Here is a 24,199-nt window from a genome sequence, read left to right as displayed (position 1 = left end):
ATTTACTTACACTGCTCACATAAATATCTGGAGTTAATATGCCTTTAGTCAATGGTAGGATCCTGCTCAATTGTATTCAGGAAAAACATGTCCTTGCGGGTGCATTTAATACAACGAACCTGGAGACAACAATTTCCATTCTTAATGCAATAGAACGTTCCGGATTGCCCAATTTTATTCAAATTGCTCCTACTAATGCACAGCTTTCAGGTTACGATTACATTTATGAAATAGTTAAGCGACATGCCGATAAAATGGATATTCCTGTCAGCCTGCATCTGGATCATGGGAAAACTCTGGAAGATGTTAAGCAGGCTGTCCGGGCCGGATTTACCTCAGTAATGATTGATGGCGCGGCGCTACCGTTCGAAGAAAATATTGCATTTACCCGAGAAGCCGTCGATTTCTGTAAATCATTTGGTGTTCCCGTCGAAGCGGAATTAGGCGCTATTCTGGGTAAGGAAGATGATCATGTCAGCGAGGCTGACTGCAAAACTGAACCTGAGAAGGTTCAGCGCTTTGTTGAGGAGACAGGGTGCGACATGCTGGCAGTGTCAATTGGTAATGTACATGGTCTTGAAGATATCCCACGCATTGATATCCCGCTATTACAACGCATCGCGTCTGTCAGTCCGGTACCTTTGGTTATTCATGGAGGTTCTGGTATTGACGCGGATATTCTTCGCAGCTTTGTTAATTACAAAGTAGCCAAAGTGAATATTGCGAGTGATTTGCGCAAAGCCTTTATTACTACTGTTGGTAAGGCTTGGGTAAATAATAACAACGAGGCTAATCTGGCGCGTGTCATGGCGAACGCAAAACAGGCAGTTGAGGATGATGTTTATTCTAAAATTAAGATGATGAATAAAAATCACTCAGCATTCCGCAAAGTCTCTTAAGGAAAATATATGATTAGACAAAAAGTACGCGTTATGAACAGTACGGGGCTTCATGCGCGGCCAGCCGCTACGCTTGCGAAAATTGTCAAAAAATACCAGTCTTCATTAACGCTAGTTAATAATGACAAAGAAATTCCCATTAAAGGAATGATGAGTATTTTGGGGGCTGGCGTAAAGGGAAACACAATGATTGATTTAATTTGTGATGGACAGGATGAACTGGCTTTTATGGATGAATTAAAATCTGCATTTGCTGATGGCTTTGGTGAGTCAGTATAGTGCAATTCCCGTCAAACAGCGCAGGAAGTTGTAGAGGCTTCCTGCACTCATTATCGTATGAATCGTCTCCACCCGGAAAACAATCCCGTCTGAGACTGTTATTAAATTTGTTTAATTACCCGTTGTTGAAGTGCTCATTTCAACAACGGGACAGGCAAATTATGGACGAAAAGAAACTCAAAGCCCTTGCGGCGGAACTGACTAAAGGGATGACCCCGCGCGAAATTGTTGCTACGTTCGAAAAAATGGAGTATGCCGATCCAAAACTGGCGGTGAGTCGTTTTATTCTCAAGTTAGGTGACCACCTGAGCGATCACCTTTAAAGTTATACAGAATTACTGACAGACTCTTTAGGAATCGAAACCAGGAGAATATCTCACAGGAGACATCGCACCTTTCTTTCTAAGATCCTCTGGAATCTTTTTACCGAGATAAAGCTGTGCTATCGCAGGTGGCGCTACTTTTCCTCGAAATCCAAAGCGGGAATTTTGAGTAGCTTCAAACTCCTCGTCTTCATCCCATGAGGATATCTCTGGGAAATTCTCACGGGTAGATTTGAGCCACTCATCAGCGACATATACACCCCTTACGATTCCCTTCACTGTAGCCAATATAACTTCAGCCTTACGGGCACGCTCAACGCTGACCCGCCAGCTAAAACGTACGGCATCATAAAGGTCCACATCTTTTGAACTTCTGTTAACAGAGATCATCAGGGCTTTATGTTGGAATACAATTGTTTCAGGTTGGTACGTGGCGATTAACTCTTTGATGTGTGCAGCGCCATATTCATTACTGCCAGCACCGTTCATGATATTAGTTAAACCGGGGTAGGCGTCTATAAGGGCGGCTTCAACCTCGTAAGCGGTCTTTTCATCAGCTATACCGTGTCGGTGAATAACATGAATGACCTCAAGACCAGCTAATCTTATCTCTCGAAGTTGCTTGAGCTTGTTACTAAGTAACTCATCATCATCCACTGCTGCAACCTCACCGCGCATATGAGCAAATACACGATTGCCTTTTCCCTTCCCCACGTAGAAGGTACTTCCGTCCCTGGGATCAATTAATCGATACACATACCAGCCAAGGTGTTCCATTACTCCCGGTGGAAACTCATTAATATCCATGTCATAACGCCTATCAATTGATTCATAAAACCATGATACTGTCGATTAACAACTTATAGTACTCATTAATCTTTCCCGATGATTGATAAAGTGAGCAGCGTCTGTTGTTGGCGCTTAGCGGACATTTTAACTTTGCCCAACCCCAGACATCCGACTTAGCCTTAACAGACCATCGGTAAAACCCTCATACCAGCACCTTTAGCCCGTGTTTTTGGACAACATTAAGTAGTTTCAGTGACATCCCGCTGGGACGCTTGGCGCCGCTTTCCCACTTTTGAACCGTTGATACGCTGGTATTCAGGTACCGAGCGAAAACCGGCTGGCTAACGTTGAGTTCTTCTCGTAACGCTTTTATTTCAAGTGGCTGCAGGTCTTTGATGCTGCTTAAGCAGGCCGTGTCAAAACTGCGCATTGTCTCCTGGGGAATGGCATCCACGCTAAATAATCCAGATGCCGCGCTATGAATCGCTTCAAAGGCAGGGCTTTTGAATTTAGTTTTTGCTGACATGGTGCACCTCTACCAGTTCTTTGTTATTAATGAGTGCCGTTATCTGATCTTCGGTCAGGCAAGCATAGTGTTTTGCTAACTCACGGAAACCCGCGAGTTCGCGATAGCTAATGTTGGCCATATCCTGTTTGGCATACAGGAAGGTGTAAAACCAATGCTCGCCTCCCTTTGCCAACACGATTGCGCGATCGCAATTTTGATTGAGACGTTTTTTATAAACTCCGCCGCCAAGATTATCTGCTTTTCCTTGCAGTACGGCGTTGATGGCTTCGCTTAACTCGTCATCTTTTATCGTGTGGGACTTCGCTTCTCTGTTAAACCACCTGGTTTTGAAGATTCGCATCAGGTTGACATCCTGTAATCTAAAGTATAGCACCAGGTGATACACTATGTCTTACCTTTTGGTTTTGCACGCAGCGAGAGAAGATAATTCTCAACGCTCGACCAGCCTCGCAAAATGCAGCGCAACAATGTCAGTTGCTAAAACGTTAATCAGATCACATTTTGTAATGTTACACTGCGTGGATTTTCCGCACTAAAACGACGCAGGTAACCACAATGAATGAAAATATCGCAGAAAAATTCCGCGCTGATGGGGTTGCCAGGCCTAACTGGTCAGCCGTTTTTGCCGTAGCGTTTTGTGTCGCCTGCCTGATTACCGTTGAGTTTTTGCCCGTTAGTCTGTTGACGCCGATGGCGCAGGATCTGGGGATCTCCGAGGGCGTCGCCGGTCAGTCGGTCACCGTTACGGCATTTGTCGCGATGTTTTCCAGCCTGTTCATTACCCAGATTATTCAGGCGACCGACAGGCGTTATATCGTTATTCTGTTCGCCGTTTTGCTGACGGCTTCTTGTCTGATGGTCTCCTTTGCCAACAGCTTTACGCTGCTATTGCTGGGCCGCGCCTGTCTTGGGTTGGCGCTGGGCGGATTCTGGGCGATGTCGGCGTCGCTGACCATGCGACTGGTTCCCGCGCGTACCGTGCCGAAAGCGCTGTCGGTGATTTTTGGCGCGGTTTCCATCGCGTTAGTGATCGCCGCGCCGCTGGGCAGTTTTTTGGGCGGTATTATTGGCTGGCGTAATGTCTTTAACGCCGCTGCGGTGATGGGCGTACTGTGCGTCATCTGGGTGGTGAAATCACTGCCGTCGCTGCCGGGCGAACCTTCTCACCAGAAACAGAATATGTTTAGCCTGTTGCAACGCCCTGGCGTGATGGCCGGGATGATCGCCATCTTTATGTCTTTTGCCGGGCAGTTCGCTTTCTTTACCTATATTCGCCCGGTCTATATGAATCTGGCGGGCTTTGACGTTGATGGTCTGACGCTGGTGTTGCTAAGCTTTGGTATTGCCAGCTTCGTTGGCACTTCTTTCTCATCTTATGTCCTGAAACGTTCGGTAAAACTGGCGCTGGCCGGTGCGCCGCTGCTACTGGCGCTGAGCGCGCTGACGCTCATTGTGTGGGGAAGCGACAAAACCGTGGCGGCGGTCATAGCGATTATCTGGGGACTGGCGTTTGCGCTGGTGCCGGTGGGATGGTCAACGTGGATCACTCGTTCCCTTGCCGATCAGGCGGAAAAAGCCGGTTCCATCCAGGTCGCGGTGATTCAACTGGCAAATACCTGTGGCGCGGCGGTGGGCGGTTATGCGCTCGACAATTTCGGGCTCCTTTCGCCGCTGGCGCTTTCCGGCGGACTGATGCTGTTGACGGCGTTAGTCGTGGCGGCGAAAGTCCGTATTACGCCAATGAGTTGATATTTCTGCCATTTGTAGGCCGGATACGACGTTAGTCGTCATCCGGCAATAATAAATGCTTAATCAAAACCGTTATGCTCTGCGGTAGCGGCAAACCATTCTCCGCTTTTTTTCACCGTGCGCGTTTGGGTGGCTAAATCCAGTTGTACAAAACCATAGCGATTTTTATAGCCGTTCAGCCATGACCAGTTATCGATAAAGGTCCACATGTGGTAGCCAAGACAGTGACAGCCCTCGCTAATGCCTTTATGCAGCCATTTAAGATGCTCAGAAATAAAGTCAATCCGGTAATCATCGTGAATCTGTCCCGCTTGCGCAAAACGCTGCTCGTTCTCAACGCCCATCCCGTTTTCGGAGATAAAACAGCGCGGATTGCCGTAATTATCCCGTAGGTTGGTGATGATGTCGTAAATTCCGGGCGCGTAAATTTCCCAGCCGCGGTAAGGGTTCATCTTGCGCCCCGGCATGTCGTAATAGTCAAATAACCACTCCGGCATAAATGGCGCTTGCGGATTCACCGCCGTATCACGGCATTTCACGCGGCGCGGCTGATAATAGTTAATCCCCAGTAAATCGATTTTGCCGTCGGTAATAAGCTGACGATCGCCTGGCTGACAGGCAGGCAACTGATCATAGGTTTTCAGCAGCGCCACCAAGTCCGCCGGGTATTCTCCCTTTAATACCGGGTCAAGAAAACTGCGGTTGAATAACAGATCCGCATGATGCGCGGCTTGCACATCGGCGGGATGCTGCGAGCGTGGGTAGGACGGCGTCAGATTCAGCACTACGCCGATTTCACCGTCGTAGCGCCCGGCGCGCCAGGCGCGCACGGCGGTCGAGTGCGCCAGCACGGTATGGTACGCCACGGTGGCTGCACGTTTAAAATCCACCACATTGGGATAGTGGAAGTCGTACAAATAGCCGCCTTCCACCGGCACAATCGGCTCGTTAAAGGTAAACCAGTGCTTCACGCGGTCGCCAAACAAGGTAAAACACGTTTGCGCGTACCGACCAAACGCCTCTACGACGTCGCGATTTTCCCAGCCGCCTTTCTCCTGCATGACCATCGGCATATCAAAATGGAACAGCGTAATAAACGGCGTGATGCCCTGCGCCAGTAGCTCGTCGATGACGTGATTGTAGAAGCTCACCGCTTGTGGATTCACCTCGCCTACGCCGTCTGGAATGAGCCGCGCCCAGCTTAGCGAGGTGCGAAAACTGTTGTGTTTTAACTGTTTCAGTAGCGTGATGTCTTGCTTCCAGTGGCGATAGAACGTTGAGGTTTCTGCTGGACCGATGCCCTGATGAAAACGACCCGGCTGGCGCTCGAACCACACATCCCACGTGGTCTGGCTTTTACCGCCATTCAGACTATCCCCTTCGGTTTGCAACGCTGAGCAGGCGCTGCCCCACCAGAAGTTATCGGGAAAACGGTATCGCATTGTCGTGCTCCTTGATCGCGTAAATTCGCTCCAGAATACGCGGTTTTGGCGAACAGAAACCGGTTACAGTCCGCATTTTCGCGACCAAAAAACGGAAAAGGTGTGCTACATCTCCGGGCATTCCACCTTGCCGAGAGCCTGCCAGTAGTTATGCTGATTGTTGCGCTCTATCGCGATCATCGCCTCCCGAATATGCTGCTGGTTCCCCTCGCTCGCCATGATTTTTTTCTCCCAGGCTTCATCGGTTAGCGCGCCTTTGGGCGTACACATTTTGCGCAAATCCTTTAAAATCGTGGTTTTTTCATGCGCCGACTGGAGTGAGCTAAACGGAGAGTCGGCATACGTGACGCCCGGTAGCGCGACAAGCGCGGCAATAAGCAGAAGCGTTTTTCGTTTCATAAACGGTATCCTTATCGGTTTGCACTTTTTCAAGAGTAAGTGTAGACCGTGCGACGTTCACTCATCGGGGCGTGTTATCCGTTGGCGTTGAAGTCAGGCAAAAGTGGGAAGGCGGTTTCTCGCTGCGCCTTCACTTTCTTGCGTGGCAGAATAGTGTATGTTCTGAACACTCTTTTATTTCGTAAGCGGTAGTGTAATGAGACGTATTGAGATCGTACTGGGAGAGCTGGAACGGCTGACGCGCGGGCTATGTCTTGCCGATTTGGCGCAGGAGACGGCGTTTACGGCGGAGGCGATAGGTTTCAATCTTGGGCTGGCGCGTAACTCCGTCAGCAAAGATCTCAATCAGTTATGGAATGACGGCCTGGCAATCAAAAGCCGTGGCCGCCCGGTCTATTTTCTGCATCGCCAGGCGCTGGAAACGTTGCTGGGACGACAGCTGGAAGAGTCTGAACGCGAGGTGCGAACGGTGGCGGATGTGCTACCGCATGAAGAGCATTACGCGCCCGACGATCCGTTTACCAGCCTGATTGGTTACGATCGTAGCCTGCGTGATGCGGTAGAAAAAGGCCGTGCGGCGGTACTCTATCCGCACGGTTTACACGTTCTGCTTACCGGGCCGTCCGGCGTCGGTAAAACCTTTTTTGCGGAACTGATGCACCGTTTCGCCTGTGAACAGGCGAGCGGCGTTATCCCGCCGCTGGTCTACTTTAACTGCGCGGAATACGCCCATAACCCGGAACTGCTCTCCTCTCATCTGTTTGGTCATCGGCAGGGGGCATTTACCGGCGCGAATGAACATAAAACAGGCCTCGTGGAGCAGGCGGACGGTGGTTATCTGCTGCTGGACGAGGTGCACCGTCTGTCTTATGAAGGGCAGGAAAAGCTGTTCTCTATTCTGGATAAAGGCGAGTACCGTCCGCTCGGCGTGAGCAGCCAGCCGCGATCAATTTCGGTACGCCTGATTTGCGCCACTACCGAGCCGGTCGGGTCGGCGCTGTTACGTACTTTCCAGCGGCGTATTCAGGTATGCATTGATTTGCCGGGCATTCGCCAGCGCTCCGTTGAAGAACAGATCGAACTGATCGTGGGGTTCTTACAGCGGGAAAGCCGCAAAATAGAACGCACGGTCAGCATTGATAAACCGTTGTTGCTCTGGTTGCTGAATAAACCCCTGGAAGGCAATATCGGTCAGCTAAAAAGCGATATTCAGTTTCTTTGCGCTCAGGCGTGGGCATCGGGAATGACCGAGCATAACGACACGCTACAGCTGGATAAACGGCTGGCGGAGATGTCGGTTAACCCGACGCCGGAACAGCGTCTATTGGTGGATACTCTGTTTGACGGTAAAGCGCGGCTAAATATAGACGCGCGCACGCTGCCCGCATTGAAGACGTCGCTGGCGACCGGGGCGGAAATTGAAGAGAGCGACCTCTTTTACAGCTTCCTGACGCGCGAATATGTTAATTTGCGCAACAGTAACGTCCCCCCGGCGGAGACGCTGGCGATCCTGAAAAATAAACTCAGCTCGATTTTTGAATACGGTCTCTACAGCCGCGACAGCGTGGCGCATCCGCCGCGCTATGGCGACCAGATTGAAGAGCGCGTGACGCTGCTGATTGGCTGCGTAGAGCAGGTGTTGGGCTTTTCGCTGCCGGAAAATCTGGTTAACCCACTGCGTAAACACTTCCTGGCGCTGATAGGCTACGTGCAGCGCGGCCTGATCCCGCAGCTTTACTCTTCCAGTTTGATCCTGGATCGCTGCAAAGACGAATATGACAACGCCGCGCTGCTGTGTCGGAAAATCAACGAACTGCTGCATATTCAGTGTCCGGCGACGGAAGTGGTCTGGCTATGCCTGTTCCTGAAAGAGTGCCGCCATTATCGTCAGCGCATCGATGCCAGTCCCGACTGCGGGGTCATTTTGATCGCCCACGGCGCGACCACCGCCACCAGTCAGGCGCAATATGTCAACCGTGTGCTGGAGCGCGAGCTGTTCAGCGCCATCGACATGCCGTTTGAACAGTCGGTGCATGACACGCTGGAAACGCTGACCCAAATGATTCAAACCCGCCAATATCGGCGGCTTATCCTGTTGGTGGACATCGGTTCATTGATCCATTTCGGCAGTACGATCAGTAAGTTATTCCAGATAGATGTTTTGCTCATGCCGAACATCACGCTGACCAGTCTGCTGGAAGTCGGGCTGGATTTAAGCTATGAAACCAGCGATTTACTACAGCTGACGGCGCTCCTGCAGAGTAAAAATATCCCCTGCCAGCTTTGTACGCCGCAGCAGGAGAACGGCGGCAAAGTGCTGGTCATCTCCTGTATTACCGGCATGGGAACGGCGGAAAAAATCAAAAAGGTGCTGGAGGAGAGCTTTGGCGAACTGATGTCGCAGGACACCAGGATGGTGATCCTTGATTATAACGAGGTACGTAGTCTGGAGCGCGTTCAGCAGGCATTGAATGCCAGCGAGCGGCTGGCGGGGATTGTCGGCACTTTCCAGCCGGGGCTGCCGGATATTCCGTTTATTTCGCTGGAAGAGCTTTTCTCCGAACAAGGGCCGGAACTGGTGTTGAGCCTGTTAACGCCCGATCTGTCCAACGCTGAACGCCGTCTGGAGATGGAGCGCAGCGCGATGCGCTTTATCAGCGCGCTAACGATGGAGAGCATCATCAACCATATTTCCGTGCTTAACCCGCAGCGTATTCTGAAAGAGATGGAGGGCGTTTTTAACCATCTGACGTCTTCGCTTTCCCTGAAACCAAGCCGCCAGGTGACACTGCGCTTCCTGATCCACTGCTGCTGTATGGTAGAGCGTATTGTGATTAACCGAAAACCGTTACAGATGGCGCTGGAAAGTCAGCCGAATCTGGACGCGCGCGCGTTTAGTGTCATCAAATCCGCTTTTCTGCCGATCGAAGACGCCTACGCCATCCGTTTATCGGATGCGGAATATTTTTATATCTACGAACTGCTCTATAGCTAATCCTTTTACTGGCGGGGCTTCGCGCCTCGCCAGACCTTTCTTCTTCCTCGCGTGACACAAATTCTGGCACAACCTTTGCTCTTCTGATGATGCGTTATGCCGGATAGCGGCGTAAACGCCTTATTCGGCCTACCGGGAGTGTCCTGTAGGCCCGGTAAGCGCAGTGCCACCGGGCAATATATGCCGGTGTCCTCATGTAATTGCGCCAGGAGGCCATTTTGACTACCACACAACCGTTGCCCCACATCCTGCTGCTGACGCATGGCGGCTGGGGACAACCGCTTTGCAACAGCCTGCGTATGGTCACGGGCGAAATTAAAGGCGTGACGGAAATCGCGCTAATGCCTGTCGATACGCTGGGCGAGTTTTATCAACGCGTCGAGGCCGTGGTGAAAACGCTGCCGGAAGGCTCGCTGATCCTGACAGATTTTGTCGGCGGCACGACGTCCAACGTCGCGGCGCGACTAAGCGCCGATTATCCGGTGGCGGTGATTGCCGGACTGAATGCGTCGCTACTGCTGGAGGCGCTGGACAGGCGCGAACAAGGGATGCTAACCGCCTGCGTGGATGAGTTAGTTGAGGCCGGGCGCAGTAGCTGCCTGGATGTGGTCGCCCATGTACGTCAGCTACAACAATCACTCTAAGGAAAACATCATGGCCAATATCGTTTTATGCCGCATCGACAGCCGTCTCATTCATGGGCAGGTTGTCACGAAGTGGGTCGGACAATCTCAGGCGAACCGGATAGCCGTTGTGAGTGATGAACTGGATGCCGATCCGTTTATGAAAAATATCTACCTGATGGCCGCGCCGCCAAATATCAAAGTGGATTGCTTCGGCAACCAGAGTTTTGCCGCCGCATGGAAAGAAAATCAGCTTGGCGACGGTAACGTGCTGGTGCTTTTTCCCTCACTGGCGGCGGTGCAGGACGCCATACAACTGGGCTTTGACGTTACCCGCATTCAGGTTGGCGGTCTCGGCGGCGGGCCAAACCGCAAGGCGGTTTTTCAGAATATTACGCTGGATGAAAAAGACGTCGGCATTCTTAACGACCTGAAAAACCGTGGCGTTCAGGTATTTTTCCAGACCATCCCGGAAGATAAGCCGCAGCCGCTCGACGATATCCTGAAAAAATTCTAACCCTTTAATAGACACAAAATCATTCTGGATGCATCGAGGCGGCAACTGAGTGAATCCCCTGGAGCTTACTAAAGTAAGTGACTGGGGTGAGCGAAGGCAGCCAACAATGAGGCAGCCTGAAGGATGAAGTGTATAGGATAACATTATGGATACCTTACTCTTTGCAAGCCTGATGGGGTTGTATTACTGGTTTGCCCGTTTACGCCTCGGCTACACCTTCTCCGCGATGCTGTTACAACCGGTGGTGATCGCGGTATTTGTCGGGCTTTTGCTTGGCAATATGCAGACCGCGATGATCATCGGCGCAGGGATGCAGCTCGTTTATTTGGGCGTGACCTCAACGCCGGGCGGCAACGTGCCGTCGGACCCGGCGCTGGCGGCCTGTATCTCCATTCCTATCGCGGTGAAGGCCGGTATGGACCCAAACCTGGCGATCGCGCTGGCAATCCCGTTTGGCGTGATTGGCGTGTTTCTCGATCAGCTTAGGCGCACGCTGAACGCCGCCTGGGTGCATATGGCGGATAAACACGCGGAAACGGCAAACATGGCGGGCATCATGCGTTGCGCCTTTCTTTACCCGGCATTGCTGGGGCTGGTGCTGCGCTTCCCGGTGGTCTTTGCCGCTAACTACTTTGGCCAGGATGTGGTGGAAAGTTTCCTTAAACTGATGCCGCACTGGTTAACCCACTCCTTTGAAATCATGGGCGGCATTCTGCCGGCGCTGGGCTTTGCCATCACCATTATGGTGATCGGTAAAAAGAGCCTGTTGCCGTGGTTTATCGGCGGGTTCTTCGCGGTGTTGTACCTCAAGGTCGACATCATGGCGATGGCCATCTTCGGCACCTGTGTCGCCTTCCTGATTAAAGGCCTGGCGAAAAATGAAGGAGCAGCATGATGAGCAGTGACGTAATGCAGCATGAACTGGTTGAGCGCGCGCGGGAAAGCGGGGCGCTGACCAAAGCAGATATCACCAAAGCCTGGTTTATCTACTGGCTGGGCGCCGAGGTTTCCAGCTCCTATGAGCGCTTACAGAGCCTGATTTTCTGCGCCTCGATGACGCCGATCATCAAAAAACTCTACCCACAAAAAGAGGAGCAGGTAGAAGCGCTAAAACGCCACCTTAACTTCTTTAACTCCGAGCAGACCTTCGGCGCGGTGATTCAGGGCATCTCTATTGCCATGGAAGAACAAAAAACGCGCGGCGAGCCGATTAACGACTCGTCTATCACCGGCATTAAAACTGGCCTGATGGGGCCGCTTGCCGGGATGGGCGATTCGATTATCTGGGCGGCGGTGATGCCGCTGTTGATAGCGATCTTTATTCCGTTCGCGGCAAATGGCAGCGCGATGGGCGGTATTATCCCGCTGATTCTCTACCCGGCGATCACCCTGGCGATCAGCTACGGTATGGTCCACAAGGGATATACGCTGGGGCGTGATTCGATTATCGGCCTGCTGCAAGGGGGGCGAATCAAAGAACTGATCTACGGGGCCAACGTGCTGGGTTTGATCATGATGGGCGCGCTTTCCGCCAGCTACGTCAAAATCACCACGCCGTTAAAAATTAGCGCCTTGAAAGGATCTGAAGTGGTGGTTCAGCAGATCCTCGACTCTATCGCGCCGGGCTTACTGCCACTGGCGGCGGTATTCGCCATCTACTTCTATCTGGTAAAAAAAGGGCCGCGCTACACCACCATTTTACTGTCGATTGTCGCACTGAGCATAGTCTGTTCGTTGTTGGGAGTGCTGTAAATCATGACGCCGAATATCTATCAACAACTGGGGTTGAAAAAGGTCATTAACGCCTGCGGCAAAATGACCATTCTGGGCGTCTCAAGCGTCGCGCCGGAGGTCATGCAGGCCACCGCGCGCGCGGCTTCCGCTTTCGTCGAGATTGACGCGCTGGTGGAAAAAACCGGCGAACTGGTATCGCGCTATACGGGTGCTGAAGATAGCTATATCACCTCGTGCGCCTCGGCGGGTATTGCCATTGCCGTCGCTGCCGCTATCACCCACGGCGATCGGGCGCGCGTCGCCCTGATGCCGGACAGTAGCGGTATGGCCAATGAGGTGGTGATGCTGCGCGGGCATAATGTAGACTACGGCGCGCCAGTCACCAGCGCCATTCGTCTTGGCGGCGGGCGCATAGTGGAAGTGGGGTCGAGCAATCTGGCGGCCCGCTGGCAACTGGAAAGCGCCATTAGCGAAAAGGCCGCCGCGCTACTGTATGTGAAATCACACCATTGCGTACAGAAAGGCATGTTGAGCATTGACGATTTTGTACAGGTGGCGCAGGCCAACCACCTGCCGTTGATTGTCGATGCCGCGGCGGAAGAGGATTTGCGCGGCTGGGTGGCGAGCGGCGCAGATATGGTTATCTATAGCGGCGCGAAAGCCTTTAATGCGCCAACCTCCGGCTTTATCACTGGTAAGAAAACGTGGATTGCCGCCTGCAAAGCGCAGCACCAGGGGATTGCCAGGGCAATGAAAATCGGCAAGGAAAACATGGTTGGGCTGGTGTATGCGCTGGAGAATTACCACCAGGGCCAGACGACCGTGACCGCAGCACAGTTACAGCCGGTCGCGGAAGCGATTTCCGCCATCCATGGGCTTTATGCCGATATCGAACAGGATGAGGCCGGGCGTGCAATCTGGCGTATTCGTGTGCGGGTGAACGCATCAGAATTGGGGCTGAACGCGCAGGACGTCGAAGCGCAGTTGCGCGGCGGCGAGATAGCGATTTACGCCCGCAAATATCAGCTTCATCAGGGGGTTTTTAGCCTCGATCCACGCACGGTAGCCGAAGGGGAAATGGCATTGATTGTGGCGCGACTCAGGGAGATTGTAGAACATGCAGCAGATTAATTTTTATCGTCAGCGGGTAGCGATTAACGTGCTGGCAAAGGATATCGCCAACGCGAAGGCTATCTATGAAGCCGCCGAAGGCCATGCGGTCATTGGCGTACTTTCCGCGCAGTTCGCTACGGTAGAAGAGGGCGTACCGGAGGTGAAACGCTGGATGGCGGAGGTGCCGTCTATCTCGGTGGGGCTGGGCGCAGGCGACCCGGCGCAGTACTACAAAGCGGCGATGATTGCCGCCCATACTCACCCGGCCCATGTCAACCAGACCTTTACCGGCAGCGGCTTCGCAGCGGGCGCACTGGCGGCGACAGGCGGCGAGCAAACACATATTAACGCCCTGGTCAGCCCGACGGGAACGCCTGGCGAGGTGGTGATTTCTACCGGCGTCAGCAGCAGCCAGGGAACGCCAGCCCGCGTTTCCTGTGAAGCGGCGGTACGCATGATGCAGGATATGGGCGCACATGCGGCGAAGTTTTTCCCGATGGGCGGCGAAAAGTCGTTACCGGAACTCTATGCGCTGGCGACAACCGCCGCCCGCCACGGCATGACGCTCATCGAGCCGACCGGCGGTATCTCACTGGATAATTTCGGTATTATCCTGCAAACCTGCCTGGAAGCAGGCGTGCCGCGCGTCATGCCGCATGTTTACAGCTCGATTATCGATCCGCAAACCGGCAATACGCGCCCCGAAAACATCATTCGGTTGATGGAGATAGTCAAAGCGCTGGTGTGAGATTTATCGCCGAAGAGCGCTGCGTTTACCTGGCCTACAGATGACGTGTATTTGTAGGCCCGGTTAGCGTTACGCTATCGGGCGATAATGCGTAGCAGGCTGGGCAAAAATGTACGTATTGCAGCCGTCAGTGATTCCCTTTCGAGCCTCCTCGCAGGGGTAAATTTTCCTGAATGCTGTCTGTATTTTTGGCGAGTACAGTGGCGTCATCTTATTCCTCAGGTGACGGATCGCCATGAAAAAAAGCCCCACGTCTACGCCCCATGATGCGGTATTCAAAACGTTTTTACGTCATCCGGATACCGCGCGGGATTTTCTCAATATTCATCTTCCCCATTCGCTAAGAATACGTTGCGATCTGACGACGTTGAAACTGGCGCCGGACAGTTTTATCGAGAAAAATTTACGCGCGTTTTATTCCGACGTCCTTTGGTCGCTAAAAACGTGTGAAGGCGAAGGTTATATCTATGTCGTTATAGAGCATCAGAGTACGCCGGACGCGCATATGGCGTTCCGGTTAATGCGTTACGCGACTGCCGCGATGCAGCGCCATCTGGATGCTGGCCATAAAACGTTACCGCTGGTGATTCCCATGCTGTTTTACCATGGCGCGAAAAGCCCGTATCCCTTTTCGCTGTGCTGGCTGGATGAGTTTGACGATCCTGCACTGGCGCGTCAGCTTTATGCGACGGCATTTCCACTGGTAGACATTACGGTGGTGCCGGATAACGAGATTATGCAGCATCGACGTATCGCGATGTTGGAGCTGGTACAAAAGCATATACGTCAGCGCGACCTGATGGGATTGGTCGAGCGCTTAGCGGTACTTCTGATTACGGGAAACGCTAATGACAGTCAGCTAAAAGCGCTGTTTAATTATTTGCTAATACAGCATGGCAGCACGCCTCGTTTTGGCAAGTTTATCCGCGAGGTGGCGCGTCGTGTTCCCCAACACAAGGAGAGATTAATGACGATCGTAGACAGAATACGTGAATCGGGGCGCAGAAAAGGTAAGCGTGAAGGCGTACAACAAGGTATACATCAAGGTAAGCAGGAGGAGGCCTTGCGTATTGCGCATACGATGCTGGAACAGGGGATCGAGCGAGAGATGGTGCTGATGATTACCGGGCTTTCTGACGAAGAGATTAAGGCAAAGCGCCATTAAACTTTTCCCTCTTCCGCCCGGTCATCGTGATTATCAACGGCGTTAAGCGGCCCGCGCGCGTCGACGGGAATCGAGGGAGATCAGAATCACTGACGAGAGAATGAGCAGCGTGCCCAGCCAGTCCGGCAAGGTAAAACTAATCCCCAACAGCAGCAGCGACAGCAGGGCGCTGCTTAACGGTTCCGCGCAGCTTAAAATGCTGGCCTTGGGGCCACCAATCAGTTGCGCGCCTTTCAAATACAGGCTGAACGTCAGCGACGTACCGATCACCACAAGGTAGAAAAAGGCCAGAATCAGACTGCCGCTCACCGCAAAGTGCGTTCCTTCTTTAGCGTAGAAGGGCAGCAGAATAAGGCCGCCAAAGGACATACTCCAGCCGACCACTGGCAGCGTGCCGTATTGGGCGATTAGTCTGGAAGGCCAGGTCGTATAAAAGGCGGCGGCAAATGCGGAGGCGATACCCCAGAACAGCGCGCCTGAAGAGATCGACAGCGATGTTGGATTGCCGTGAGTGACCAGTAAAAAGGTGCCGATAAGCGATGTAAGAATGGCGGTTAAGACCAGAATGCCTGGTCGTGTTCTTCGCGCTAATGCAAACCACGCTACAATAATGGTCGGCGATAAAAATTGCAGCACTGTCGCGGTGGCAGCATTGGATTTTTCAATCGTGAGCAGGAAGGTTAGCTGAACGGTGAGCGCGCCCACCACGGAGAAAATCAGCAGACTCAGTGCATCTTTGCGGTTTTTAAGAATTGAAAATATCTTATCGCCGTGCATAAAGGAGAAGGTCACCAGTATCAGCCCGGCGAATAACAAACGTATCATCGTCAGGAACTGTGACGACATACGGCTTTGCTCCATGATGTACTGCGCGCAAACGCCTGAACTCCCCCACAATACGGCGGCAATCAGGACGTTTAGCATCCCTTTTCTGGTGGAACCCATTTTTTCCTCGTCATGTTGTTTTATTTTTTTACGTGCAGGCATCATAACAGAGCTATCGCCGGCATTAAGCAGGAATTTATTGTTTAATGATTTCAGACGAGCCTGTTATTGACATAATATTGTCATTTTTTTGTCATAGAAAATATCAAACAAACTTAAACAAATCGTCACTATCCCCGCCTTTGCACTTTACAGAACATATTGACTGACTATAATAAGCGCAAATTCATGCAGGAGTAATATGTTGGACAGTCACTTTTACGTAAATCATCTGGCAAGTTAACGCACGCTATTCCTGCGCTGCTTGCCGAACCGGTGGGCAGCAATCTCCCCTTGTGACGATTGTCATCCCAATAATGTTACAACACGCGCATTGTCGCGAGGTAATCGTCATGTTCATGTTTAAACACGCTTTATTTCCTCCGCCGTCAACACGACGCTAATTGCCTCAGGGCAGAAATTTGTCGTGTGCTAAATATAGCACGTACTTATTCTTCCAGAAAAAATGGAGGAACGTATGTTAATGTTTCCTTATATTTTAAATTTACTGGCCGCTATGCTATTGGGCGCGCTGATTGGCGCGGAAAGACAATGGCGTCAACGTATGGCGGGATTACGCACTAATGCGCTGGTGGCGACAGGCGCCGCCGTTTTTATTCTGAGCTCCATGACGACATCGCCAGACAGCCCCGGGAGAATTGCGGCGCAGATTGTCTCTGGTATTGGCTTTCTGGGGGCGGGCGTCATCATGCGCGAAGGGATGAATGTGCGCGGACTGAACACTGCGGCAACGCTATGGTGTTCGGCGGGCATCGGCGTGTTATGCGGCTTAGGGCAGTTCAAAAATGCGCTGGCGGCGACGATCATTATTCTTTGTGCCAATATTTTACTGCGTGAAGCGGCGCAGCGTATAAATCAACTCCCGGTATCCGCCGAGGGAGAAAAACGTTATATCCTGAAAGTAACCTGTAATAAAGAAGATGAGAGCGCGGTTCGTCAGTGGTTACTGAATATCGTAAAAGAGGCCGCGATCTGTTTACAAGGGTTAGGTTCGGTCCCCGCTCAGGAACAGGGCTATAAAGAAATTCGTGCCGAGCTCGTGGGTCATGCTGATTATCGTAAAACGCGAGAACTGATTATATCCAGAATAGGTGATAACGATAATATCACCGCAATTCACTGGAGCATTGATAGTCAATAATAGTTTTTTATTCAATTGCAACATTACGCCAGGCGTATAAGGAGGGAATGATGGATATTCCCGAGTCGATAAAATAAAACCCACTCAAAATAGTGAGTAAGCAATAACTCTTTTTTATGCATAGATAATTCTCCCGGGGCATTCACCTTCAAATCGTGAGTTCGCTATTCCCTGGGCGTGATATGCAGGAAACACTACACCTTAATTTTGGGGATTCATCATGACTGACATGAACATTGAAAACCGGAAACTCAATCGCCCGGCGTCAGAAAATGATAAGCAGCATAAAAAAGTATTTCCGATCGAAGCGGAAGCTTTTCATAGCCCGGAGGAGACACTGGCGCGGCTGAACAGCCATCGTCAGGGCCTCACGATAGAAGAGGCCAGCGAACGGTTGAAAGTGTATGGGCGCAATGAAGTGGCGCATGAGCAAGTTCCTCCGGTGCTGGTTCAGCTTCTGCAGGCATTCAATAACCCGTTTATTTACGTTCTGATCGCACTGGCAGGGGTCAGTTTTATCACGGATTACTGGCTCCCGTTACGCCGTGGCGAAGAGACCGATCTCACCGGCGTGCTGATTATTCTGACGATGGTCAGTTTGAGCGGGTTATTGCGTTTCTGGCAGGAGTTTCGCACTAACAGAGCAGCACAGGCGCTGAAAAAGATGGTTCGCACCACCGCCACGGTGTTGCGTCGTGGGCCGGGCAATATAGGCGCGGTGCAGGAAGAGATTCCCATTGAAGAACTGGTGCCGGGCGATGTGGTTTTTCTGGCCGCAGGCGATCTGGTGCCCGCCGACGTCCGGCTGCTGGCGTCGCGCGATCTCTTTATCAGCCAGTCAATTCTTAGTGGTGAATCATTACCCGTAGAAAAATACGATGTTATGGCTGATGTGGCAGGTAAAGACAGCGAGCAATTGCCTGACAAAGATAAAAGCCTGTTAGATTTGGGCAATATCTGTCTGATGGGAACCAATGTAACCAGCGGCAGAGCGCAAGCGGTCGTGGTTGCGACGGGAAGCCGTACCTGGTTCGGCTCGCTGGCGAAATCCATTGTGGGTACGCGTACCCAGACGGCTTTCGATCGTGGAGTCAACAGCGTGAGCTGGCTGTTGATACGCTTTATGCTGATCATGGTGCCGGTTGTCCTGCTGATCAATGGGTTCAGTAAGGGAGACTGGGTAGAGGCTTCGCTGTTCGCGCTGGCGGTTGCGGTGGGGTTGACGCCGGAAATGTTGCCCATGATTGTCAGTTCCAACCTGGCAAAAGGCGCGATTGCGATGTCGCGGCGCAAAGTGATCGTCAAGCGCCTGAACGCTATTCAAAACTTCGGCGCGATGGATGTGTTGTGTACAGATAAAACCGGCACCTTAACCCAGGACAATATTTTTCTGGAGCATCATCTGGATGTGAGCGGTGTAAAAAGCAGCCGGGTATTGATGCTGGCCTGGCTGAATAGTAGCAGCCAGAGCGGCGCCCGGAATGTGATGGATCGCGCCATACTGCGTTTTGGCGAGGGTCGCATCGCGCCATCGACAAAAGCGCGCTTCGTTAAACGCGATGAACTGCCATTCGACTTTGTACGTCGCCGGGTATCGGTCCTGGTGGAGGATACGCAGCATGGAGACAGATGCCTGATCTGCAAAGGCGCTGTTGAAGAGATGATGATGGTAGCCACCCATCTTCGCGAAGGCGATCGTGTGGTGGCGCTGACGGAAACACGCCGCGAGCTGCTGCTGGCGAAAACCGAAGATTACAATGCGCAGGGATTCCGTGTATTGCTGATAGCGACACGTAAGCTGGATGGTTCCGGGAACAATCCGACATTAAGTGTGGAGGATGAGACCGAACTTACCATCGAAGGGATGCTCACTTTTCTCGATCCGCCGAAAGAGAGCGCCGGAAAAGCGATTGCCGCGTTGCGGGATAACGGCGTGGCGGTCAAAGTCCTCACCGGCGATAATCCGGTCGTGACGGCGCGTATCTGTCTGGAAGTGGGTATTGATACGCACGATATCCTGACCGGAACCCAGGTTGAGGCGATGTCAGATGCCGAACTGGCGTCTGAAGTGGAGAAACGCGCAGTATTCGCCCGGCTGACGCCGTTACAAAAAACGCGTATTTTGCAAGCGCTACAGAAAAATGGTCATACCGTTGGTTTTCTTGGGGATGGGATCAACGACGCGCCCGCGCTTCGTGATGCGGATGTGGGGATTTCCGTCGATAGCGCCGCCGATATTGCTAAAGAGTCATCAGATATTATTCTGCTGGAAAAAGATCTCATGGTGCTTGAGGAAGGCGTCATCAAAGGGCGGGAAACCTTTGGCAATATCATTAAATACCTGAATATGACCGCCAGCTCTAATTTCGGCAATGTTTTTTCGGTACTGGTAGCCAGCGCGTTTATTCCGTTTCTGCCGATGCTGGCGATTCATCTGTTGATCCAGAATTTGATGTACGATATTTCGCAGTTGTCGTTGCCGTGGGACAAAATGGATAAAGAGTTCCTGCGTAAGCCGCGGAAATGGGACGCGAAAAATATTGGTCGTTTTATGCTATGGATTGGCCCAACGTCTTCTATTTTCGATATCACAACCTTTGCGTTGATGTGGTACGTCTTTGCGGCTAATAACGTAGAGGCGCAGGCGCTCTTTCAGTCCGGCTGGTTTATTGAGGGGCTACTCTCGCAGACACTGGTCGTGCATATGCTAAGGACGCAGAAAATACCGTTTATCCAAAGTCGGGCGACGTTGCCGGTATTATTGACGACCGGCTTGATTATGGCGATAGGCATTTATATTCCATTCTCACCTTTGGGTGCGATGGTTGGACTGGAGCCGCTGCCGCTGAGCTACTTCCCGTGGTTGGTGGCGACATTATTGAGCTACTGTCTGGTGGCGCAAGGCATGAAGCGCTTTTATATCAAACGCTTTGGCCAGTGGTTTTAATGATGTTTGAGGATCGCCCAGATGAATCGCTCACCCGATAAAATCATCGCGCTGATATTTTTACTGATTAGCCTGTTGGTGTTGTGTTTAGCCCTCTGGCAAATCGTTTTATAACGAGGTGACGCCATGCAAAAAAGAGGGTTGGACAAAATTTTTTATCAGGTTGTCCTGATAGCAATCATCCTGATTTTACTGACTATCTGGATACGATAAGCTGCTGTTGGCGAGCCCCGCTTAAAATAAGAATCGATGTAGTTGTTCTTTTTATGGCGGGGCGCTATTTTCATGGTATCCCACATCAGAAGGGCAATATCATGAATAATCGTCGTGGTTTAACCGCCGTCCTGGCGACGTTGATTACGTTTTCCCTGAGCGCTACGCCTGTGCTGGCGAATCCGGGAAATGGCAATGGCGGCGGACATGGTAATAACGCGGCTAATCAGGGTAATAACGGTAACGGACATAAAGGAAATGCCGGGCAAAAAACGGAACACCGTAAAAATGGCGGTAAACCGGATCACGTCGAGTCGGACATTAGCTATGCTGTCGCCAGGCAACTGGCAGTGAATTTAGGGCTGACGGGTTATCAGTCTTTACCTCCGGGGATTGCGAAAAATCTGGCGAGAGGAAAACCGCTGCCGCCGGGAATCGCTAAAAAAACGGTGCCGGTGTCTATGCTGGGACAATTACCTTATTATCCGGGCTATGAGTGGAAAATCGTTGGGGATAATCTGGTGCTGATCGCGCTCAGTACTGCGGTGGTCACGGCGATTATTAATGGCGTATTTGATTAAGAGCCTATCCCACCAGGCGTTATTGGCGCAGCCAGTTTGGACACGGACAGCGCGCAAAAACCGGAGCGTACACGTAGTACGTGAGGATTTTCTGCCCAGGACCAAAATGGCAAGTAAAATAGCCCCATTAAATGGGGCTATTTAGCCGCTTCAGGGCGTTATTTATGCGCGCTGAGAATCCAGCAGTTCATTATTTTTTACTACTTCCTGCGCTTTGGTATAACTTTCAATCAGTAGCTGATAGGCCGGGAATATTTTGGTATATACATCCGCCCATTCTGCGGCATCTTCCCGATTCCAGGTACGTTGCAGCTCAGAGGCTACCGCCGCGGTATCCATTGGTACTACGCCTGCCTGCACCACGCGGGCCATCGTAATTTCCTGCGCCATTTTACTGTACGTACCGGAGGCATCAATTACCGCAAATACCTTGTACCCTTCCGCGACGGCGCTGATGGCTGGAAAAGCCATGCAGACACTGGTAATAGTACCGGCGATGATCAGCGTTTTACGGCCTGTCGCTTTTACCGCTTGTACAAAATCGGCATTATCCCAGGCATTAATTTCCCCTTTACGCGCGACATATTGCGCGTGTGGCGCATTCGCATGGATTTCCGGAATCAGCGGACCATTCGGTCCCTGTGGTACGGATGCGGTAGTAATGACCGGCATATTGCATAAGGTAGCGATCTTAGCCAGCGCCGCGGCGCGCGCGCGTAATTCCGGCATCGGCATGTCGCCGACGGTCTGAAACAGGCCACTTTGGTGGTCAATCAGCAGCATTACTGCGTCGTTAGCATCAATGGCAGGGCGTTGACCGTTAAAATTCGCTGGTGTAGACATAATTCATTCCTTGTTGTTGCCTTTCACTGATAGTCACTATCAGTGTTAAAGTCATTAATCGCCGGGGCGATTTCCGTTTTTAAGCTGATGACAGTAATCCGTTGCCGATCCTGGATTACCCTGGTGAGTTCTTTCTGAAGGAATATTTATCGGCATCACCTTCAGTCGATTTACTTTCACGCGAATCTGTTATCACAACAATATTCATATTATGAATAAATGTTTCTATTTTACATGTCGGAGAGGATTATTGATTGAAAAAACAGGCTATATCCCTACAAATTGTTTCTGATAGATAGTTTTAAACTTATTTAGTATAAGTTTGAAATAGTTCAATTAAGAGTTAACTTATTTATATTTAAATAACATAAAGCACAGCTTAAATATTAAGTGGGAAGCGTGTTGTTATTAAGTATGGCTACTGTAACTCTTAATAAATTGGAAACTATCCCTACATAACGAGTGCTGCTTTTTTGGATATTACAAGCCATTATAGAGAACACGTTCAATAAAACCCTGTCTTTCATATGATATAGATTGTCAGGATATATTTTTTCATGATTTATATATGAGATATTAAAGCGTAGTGGCACAGTAAATTTGGCCACCTGATTAAAGGTGATATTCTCACCTCAACACAAAACAGGTGACTTAACGAACAAGAAAACCAAACGTACTTTCACCCCTGAGTCTGCTATAATGAGAAAAGCGGTGTCTACGCTTACCTGTTAATGTCTTATGCCTCTCGCTCTTCAATATGATCGGTATGTGCAGGGGACAATCCATGTCCTGCTACGCAGCCACAGCATCAGACTATACTCAGTGGTGTCTATTAACCCTCTCCAACTACGTTATGTTTTGGCATGGTAACAATGCGATGTTATGGATAATTAACGATAATATTGAATTTAATCCAGAAATGAATCGCCTGGCGTCATTATCGAGGCCAGATCTCAACATTATTCTGACAACGCCCGCCAGCCGCTGCTTGCGCCTTCTGCTGGAAAACGCCCCCTCCGTCGTCTCACAACAAACATTCTTTCAAAAAGTGTGGGAAGAAGACGGCATGGTGGTGTCGGCAAATACGCTTTATCAGAATATCTCCATTATTCGCCGCGGATTACGTACCGTTGGCGAAAATGAAGATACGCTGATAATCACGGTTCCGCGTAGAGGCTTTCAGATTGAGCCTGGTGTGAGCCTCATGACCATCCGCAAAGACTTCGCTCAGGCAATAGAAAAAAAGGGTGAGACGCCACCGCGTATGTCAGGGCGTTGGTTTAAACATTATGTACCTGTACTTTGGATGACCGGGACATTTGCTGTTGGTATTTTGCTTGGCACTATCAGCTGGCAAACCGTTCCCGATAAAGATTTTTATGATCGCTACACGCTGGTTGAAACAACTCAGGGCTGTCATTTTTTCTCGCGGAATGAAGATATCGAAAGCGGTAGCCGCTTTGCTAGCTATAAGTCAATGATTCTAAAAACCGGTATGGATTGTCAGAAATACCCATGGGTCTATTTCCCTTCCAGTAGTCGCACCCCAGCGGTTACGGCATTGATTTGTCAGCAACCGTATAAAACGCGCGGCGATACAGGCTGCGTGACGCTTTTTTTCCGCGGGGTGACACATGGGTAAAAAGGCACTGATGTTAGCCTGCCTGACGCTACTGTTTCTGGGAGTAGGGCTTGGGCATCTTGTTCATTTATATACGGAAAAGAACCGGGATCCAGAGAAATGTACGGCGCCTGTGATTGTGTTTTATAACAACACTCAGGCTAACCTGACGCTGGACTTTATGTATTCGCTGAAAAAACGCACTGGGGTGGTTTCCATCAGCGGAACGTATTACGTCGATAATAAAATGAGCGGCGTGATCCGCCGTGATGTTTCCTATGTATGGAGTGAAAATAAAGACAGCACCCATTTTATATCGACGGATATCAACAAAGTCACGCGTGACGAAACACTGTCCGATGCGGTTATCGAGACGGTTTTACCCGATTTTTATGTCTATCCAGGGAAAAGCATCAGTTACACCATCCTGACTCAGGGCCATCGTGGCTTTATGTTCACCATCGGGAAACGCCCGATATTTTTCTGTACACATTAAGCGGTTTTGGGAGCCGTTCATGGAACGTATCAGCCAAATGAAAGCGCT

General features: G+C 51.0%; 26 protein-coding genes. 19 read left to right on the top strand and 7 right to left on the bottom strand.

Annotation, left to right across the window (positions count from 1 at the left end):
- The first annotated feature begins 38 nt into the window (after positions 1 to 38).
- The 3 genes from J4645_RS19870 (at position 39) to J4645_RS19860 (ending at position 1,501) form a co-directional block, all read left to right on the top strand.
- Entirely contained in the window at positions 39 to 899 is an 861-nt protein-coding gene (locus J4645_RS19870) for a class II aldolase (RefSeq protein ID WP_001131798.1), read from the top strand.
- Between the two features lie 9 nt (positions 900 to 908).
- Positions 909 to 1,178: an HPr family phosphocarrier protein gene (locus J4645_RS19865; RefSeq protein WP_000621026.1), complete on the top strand. Its 270-nt coding sequence runs from the start codon at positions 909 to 911 to the stop codon at positions 1,176 to 1,178.
- Positions 1,179 to 1,339: 161 nt separating this feature from the next.
- Positions 1,340 to 1,501: a hypothetical protein gene (locus tag J4645_RS19860; protein ID WP_000343619.1), complete on the top strand. Its 162-nt coding sequence runs from the start codon at positions 1,340 to 1,342 to the stop codon at positions 1,499 to 1,501.
- A gap of 27 nt (positions 1,502 to 1,528) precedes the next feature.
- On the opposite strand, the gene J4645_RS19855 is transcribed toward J4645_RS19860, so the two are convergent.
- From J4645_RS19855 to J4645_RS19845, 3 genes are all read right to left on the bottom strand, one after another.
- Positions 1,529 to 2,308, bottom strand: a complete 780-nt coding sequence (locus J4645_RS19855; protein ID WP_000353909.1) for a hypothetical protein — start codon at positions 2,306 to 2,308, stop codon at positions 1,529 to 1,531.
- A 184-nt stretch (positions 2,309 to 2,492) separates the two neighbouring features.
- Entirely contained in the window at positions 2,493 to 2,816 is a 324-nt protein-coding gene (locus tag J4645_RS19850) for a DNA-binding transcriptional regulator (protein WP_001274841.1), read from the bottom strand.
- Positions 2,800 to 3,159, bottom strand: a complete 360-nt coding sequence (locus tag J4645_RS19845) for a type II toxin-antitoxin system RelE/ParE family toxin (protein ID WP_023214552.1) — start codon at positions 3,157 to 3,159, stop codon at positions 2,800 to 2,802. Before J4645_RS19845 ends, J4645_RS19850 begins: the two co-directional genes overlap by 17 nt.
- A gap of 215 nt (positions 3,160 to 3,374) precedes the next feature.
- Here J4645_RS19845 and nepI point away from each other — a divergent pair, with 215 nt between their 5' ends.
- The gene (gene nepI, locus J4645_RS19840) at positions 3,375 to 4,568 is read left to right on the top strand and encodes a purine ribonucleoside efflux pump NepI (RefSeq protein WP_001004800.1); all 1,194 of its coding nucleotides are present in this window, start codon (positions 3,375 to 3,377) and stop codon (positions 4,566 to 4,568) included.
- Positions 4,569 to 4,627: 59 nt separating this feature from the next.
- Here the strand turns inward: nepI and J4645_RS19835 are convergent, their stop codons facing one another.
- Together J4645_RS19835 and J4645_RS19830 are read right to left on the bottom strand one after the other, a co-directional pair.
- Positions 4,628 to 6,010, bottom strand: a complete 1,383-nt coding sequence (locus J4645_RS19835) for a glycoside hydrolase family 1 protein (protein WP_023214553.1) — start codon at positions 6,008 to 6,010, stop codon at positions 4,628 to 4,630.
- A 105-nt stretch (positions 6,011 to 6,115) separates the two neighbouring features.
- Positions 6,116 to 6,409, bottom strand: coding sequence for a YicS family protein (locus J4645_RS19830; RefSeq protein ID WP_000824213.1), 294 nt, complete (start codon positions 6,407 to 6,409; stop codon positions 6,116 to 6,118).
- A gap of 196 nt (positions 6,410 to 6,605) precedes the next feature.
- On the opposite strand from J4645_RS19830, the gene dagR reads away from it, so the two are divergent.
- The 8 genes from dagR (at position 6,606) to J4645_RS19790 (ending at position 15,304) form a co-directional block, all read left to right on the top strand.
- Positions 6,606 to 9,404: a transcriptional regulator DagR gene (dagR, locus tag J4645_RS19825; protein WP_001252680.1), complete on the top strand. Its 2,799-nt coding sequence runs from the start codon at positions 6,606 to 6,608 to the stop codon at positions 9,402 to 9,404.
- 218 nt (positions 9,405 to 9,622) lie between these two features.
- Entirely contained in the window at positions 9,623 to 10,048 is a 426-nt protein-coding gene (locus J4645_RS19820) for a PTS sugar transporter subunit IIA (protein WP_000214106.1), read from the top strand.
- Positions 10,049 to 10,058: 10 nt separating this feature from the next.
- Positions 10,059 to 10,544, top strand: coding sequence for a PTS system mannose/fructose/N-acetylgalactosamine-transporter subunit IIB (locus J4645_RS19815; protein ID WP_001284295.1), 486 nt, complete (start codon positions 10,059 to 10,061; stop codon positions 10,542 to 10,544).
- Between the two features lie 145 nt (positions 10,545 to 10,689).
- Positions 10,690 to 11,439, top strand: a complete 750-nt coding sequence (locus J4645_RS19810; protein ID WP_000380259.1) for a PTS sugar transporter subunit IIC — start codon at positions 10,690 to 10,692, stop codon at positions 11,437 to 11,439.
- Complete coding sequence (locus tag J4645_RS19805) at positions 11,436 to 12,296, top strand: PTS system mannose/fructose/sorbose family transporter subunit IID (protein ID WP_001526325.1); 861 nt, start codon at positions 11,436 to 11,438, stop codon at positions 12,294 to 12,296. The genes J4645_RS19810 and J4645_RS19805 overlap by 4 nt, the downstream gene beginning before the upstream one ends.
- A 3-nt stretch (positions 12,297 to 12,299) precedes the next feature.
- A complete protein-coding gene (gene dgaE / locus J4645_RS19800; RefSeq protein WP_023214554.1) occupies positions 12,300 to 13,409 on the top strand; it encodes a D-glucosaminate-6-phosphate ammonia lyase in 1,110 nt (369 codons plus the stop codon).
- Positions 13,396 to 14,139 (top strand): 2-dehydro-3-deoxy-phosphogluconate aldolase, encoded by a 744-nt coding sequence (locus J4645_RS19795; protein ID WP_023212122.1) that lies wholly within the window; start codon positions 13,396 to 13,398, stop codon positions 14,137 to 14,139. Before dgaE ends, J4645_RS19795 begins: the two co-directional genes overlap by 14 nt.
- A gap of 235 nt (positions 14,140 to 14,374) precedes the next feature.
- Complete coding sequence (locus tag J4645_RS19790) at positions 14,375 to 15,304, top strand: Rpn family recombination-promoting nuclease/putative transposase (RefSeq protein WP_023212123.1); 930 nt, start codon at positions 14,375 to 14,377, stop codon at positions 15,302 to 15,304.
- Positions 15,305 to 15,346: 42 nt separating this feature from the next.
- On the opposite strand, the gene J4645_RS19785 is transcribed toward J4645_RS19790, so the two are convergent.
- Positions 15,347 to 16,249, bottom strand: a complete 903-nt coding sequence (locus tag J4645_RS19785) for an EamA family transporter (RefSeq protein ID WP_000535970.1) — start codon at positions 16,247 to 16,249, stop codon at positions 15,347 to 15,349.
- Between the two features lie 505 nt (positions 16,250 to 16,754).
- On the opposite strand from J4645_RS19785, the gene J4645_RS19780 reads away from it, so the two are divergent.
- The 5 genes from J4645_RS19780 to cigR all read left to right on the top strand — a co-directional run bounded on the left by J4645_RS19780 (position 16,755) and on the right by cigR (position 21,191).
- On the top strand, positions 16,755 to 17,450 hold the full coding sequence (locus J4645_RS19780; protein ID WP_000392699.1) for an MgtC family protein: 696 nt from the start codon (positions 16,755 to 16,757) through the stop codon (positions 17,448 to 17,450).
- Between the two features lie 220 nt (positions 17,451 to 17,670).
- Positions 17,671 to 20,397, top strand: coding sequence for a magnesium-translocating P-type ATPase (mgtA, locus tag J4645_RS19775; protein ID WP_000131296.1), 2,727 nt, complete (start codon positions 17,671 to 17,673; stop codon positions 20,395 to 20,397).
- Between the two features lie 21 nt (positions 20,398 to 20,418).
- Positions 20,419 to 20,511, top strand: a complete 93-nt coding sequence (gene mgtR / locus J4645_RS19770) for a protein MgtR (protein WP_001082118.1) — start codon at positions 20,419 to 20,421, stop codon at positions 20,509 to 20,511.
- Between the two features lie 12 nt (positions 20,512 to 20,523).
- Positions 20,524 to 20,610, top strand: coding sequence for a magnesium transporter protection protein MgtU (mgtU, locus tag J4645_RS22360; RefSeq protein WP_252515021.1), 87 nt, complete (start codon positions 20,524 to 20,526; stop codon positions 20,608 to 20,610).
- Positions 20,611 to 20,711: 101 nt separating this feature from the next.
- A complete protein-coding gene (gene cigR, locus J4645_RS19765) occupies positions 20,712 to 21,191 on the top strand; it encodes an anti-virulence regulatory inner membrane protein CigR (RefSeq protein ID WP_023214555.1) in 480 nt (159 codons plus the stop codon).
- A gap of 162 nt (positions 21,192 to 21,353) precedes the next feature.
- Here the strand turns inward: cigR and J4645_RS19760 are convergent, their stop codons facing one another.
- Positions 21,354 to 22,034: an isochorismatase family protein gene (locus J4645_RS19760; RefSeq protein WP_000106461.1), complete on the bottom strand. Its 681-nt coding sequence runs from the start codon at positions 22,032 to 22,034 to the stop codon at positions 21,354 to 21,356.
- A 784-nt stretch (positions 22,035 to 22,818) separates the two neighbouring features.
- Here J4645_RS19760 and J4645_RS19750 point away from each other — a divergent pair.
- Both J4645_RS19750 and J4645_RS19745 read left to right on the top strand, forming a co-directional pair.
- Complete coding sequence (locus tag J4645_RS19750) at positions 22,819 to 23,676, top strand: transcriptional regulator (RefSeq protein ID WP_001278062.1); 858 nt, start codon at positions 22,819 to 22,821, stop codon at positions 23,674 to 23,676.
- Positions 23,677 to 23,686: 10 nt separating this feature from the next.
- A complete protein-coding gene (locus tag J4645_RS19745) occupies positions 23,687 to 24,151 on the top strand; it encodes a hypothetical protein (protein ID WP_023213975.1) in 465 nt (154 codons plus the stop codon).
- Positions 24,152 to 24,199: the final 48 nt, after the last annotated feature.

Origin of the sequence: Salmonella sp. 32082101201600294FB01SM01 (genome assembly GCF_017572865.1) — a bacterium.
Classification (GTDB): domain Bacteria; phylum Pseudomonadota; class Gammaproteobacteria; order Enterobacterales; family Enterobacteriaceae; genus Salmonella; species Salmonella enterica.
The sequence above is the reverse complement of the archived record's forward strand: the minus strand, read 5'-3'. Positions and strand labels throughout refer to the sequence as shown.

Bases quoted from the DNA above. Each gene is read 5' to 3' on its own strand.
- J4645_RS19815 (WP_001284295.1), top strand. From the start codon at position 10,059: ATGGCCAATATCGTTTTATGCCGCATCGACAGCCGTCTCATTCATGGG.
- J4645_RS19810 (WP_000380259.1), top strand. From the start codon at position 10,690: ATGGATACCTTACTCTTTGCAAGCCTGATGGGGTTGTATTACTGGTTT.
- J4645_RS19750 (WP_001278062.1), top strand. From the start codon at position 22,819: ATGTCCTGCTACGCAGCCACAGCATCAGACTATACTCAGTGGTGTCTA.
- mgtU (WP_252515021.1), top strand. From the start codon at position 20,524: ATGCAAAAAAGAGGGTTGGACAAAATTTTTTATCAGGTTGTCCTGATA.
- nepI (WP_001004800.1), top strand. From the start codon at position 3,375: ATGAATGAAAATATCGCAGAAAAATTCCGCGCTGATGGGGTTGCCAGG.
- J4645_RS19795 (WP_023212122.1), top strand. From the start codon at position 13,396: ATGCAGCAGATTAATTTTTATCGTCAGCGGGTAGCGATTAACGTGCTG.
- J4645_RS19780 (WP_000392699.1), top strand. From the start codon at position 16,755: ATGGAGGAACGTATGTTAATGTTTCCTTATATTTTAAATTTACTGGCC.
- mgtA (WP_000131296.1), top strand. From the start codon at position 17,671: ATGACTGACATGAACATTGAAAACCGGAAACTCAATCGCCCGGCGTCA.
- cigR (WP_023214555.1), top strand. From the start codon at position 20,712: ATGAATAATCGTCGTGGTTTAACCGCCGTCCTGGCGACGTTGATTACG.
- J4645_RS19850 (WP_001274841.1), bottom strand. From the start codon at position 2,816: ATGTCAGCAAAAACTAAATTCAAAAGCCCTGCCTTTGAAGCGATTCAT.
- J4645_RS19760 (WP_000106461.1), bottom strand. From the start codon at position 22,034: ATGTCTACACCAGCGAATTTTAACGGTCAACGCCCTGCCATTGATGCT.
- J4645_RS19835 (WP_023214553.1), bottom strand. From the start codon at position 6,010: ATGCGATACCGTTTTCCCGATAACTTCTGGTGGGGCAGCGCCTGCTCA.
- J4645_RS19830 (WP_000824213.1), bottom strand. From the start codon at position 6,409: ATGAAACGAAAAACGCTTCTGCTTATTGCCGCGCTTGTCGCGCTACCG.
- J4645_RS19790 (WP_023212123.1), top strand. From the start codon at position 14,375: ATGAAAAAAAGCCCCACGTCTACGCCCCATGATGCGGTATTCAAAACG.
- J4645_RS19865 (WP_000621026.1), top strand. From the start codon at position 909: ATGATTAGACAAAAAGTACGCGTTATGAACAGTACGGGGCTTCATGCG.
- dagR (WP_001252680.1), top strand. From the start codon at position 6,606: ATGAGACGTATTGAGATCGTACTGGGAGAGCTGGAACGGCTGACGCGC.
- J4645_RS19805 (WP_001526325.1), top strand. From the start codon at position 11,436: ATGATGAGCAGTGACGTAATGCAGCATGAACTGGTTGAGCGCGCGCGG.
- J4645_RS19860 (WP_000343619.1), top strand. From the start codon at position 1,340: ATGGACGAAAAGAAACTCAAAGCCCTTGCGGCGGAACTGACTAAAGGG.
- J4645_RS19855 (WP_000353909.1), bottom strand. From the start codon at position 2,308: ATGGATATTAATGAGTTTCCACCGGGAGTAATGGAACACCTTGGCTGG.
- mgtR (WP_001082118.1), top strand. From the start codon at position 20,419: ATGAATCGCTCACCCGATAAAATCATCGCGCTGATATTTTTACTGATT.
- J4645_RS19745 (WP_023213975.1), top strand. From the start codon at position 23,687: ATGTTAGCCTGCCTGACGCTACTGTTTCTGGGAGTAGGGCTTGGGCAT.
- J4645_RS19845 (WP_023214552.1), bottom strand. From the start codon at position 3,159: ATGCGAATCTTCAAAACCAGGTGGTTTAACAGAGAAGCGAAGTCCCAC.
- J4645_RS19870 (WP_001131798.1), top strand. From the start codon at position 39: ATGCCTTTAGTCAATGGTAGGATCCTGCTCAATTGTATTCAGGAAAAA.
- J4645_RS19785 (WP_000535970.1), bottom strand. From the start codon at position 16,249: ATGGGTTCCACCAGAAAAGGGATGCTAAACGTCCTGATTGCCGCCGTA.
- dgaE (WP_023214554.1), top strand. From the start codon at position 12,300: ATGACGCCGAATATCTATCAACAACTGGGGTTGAAAAAGGTCATTAAC.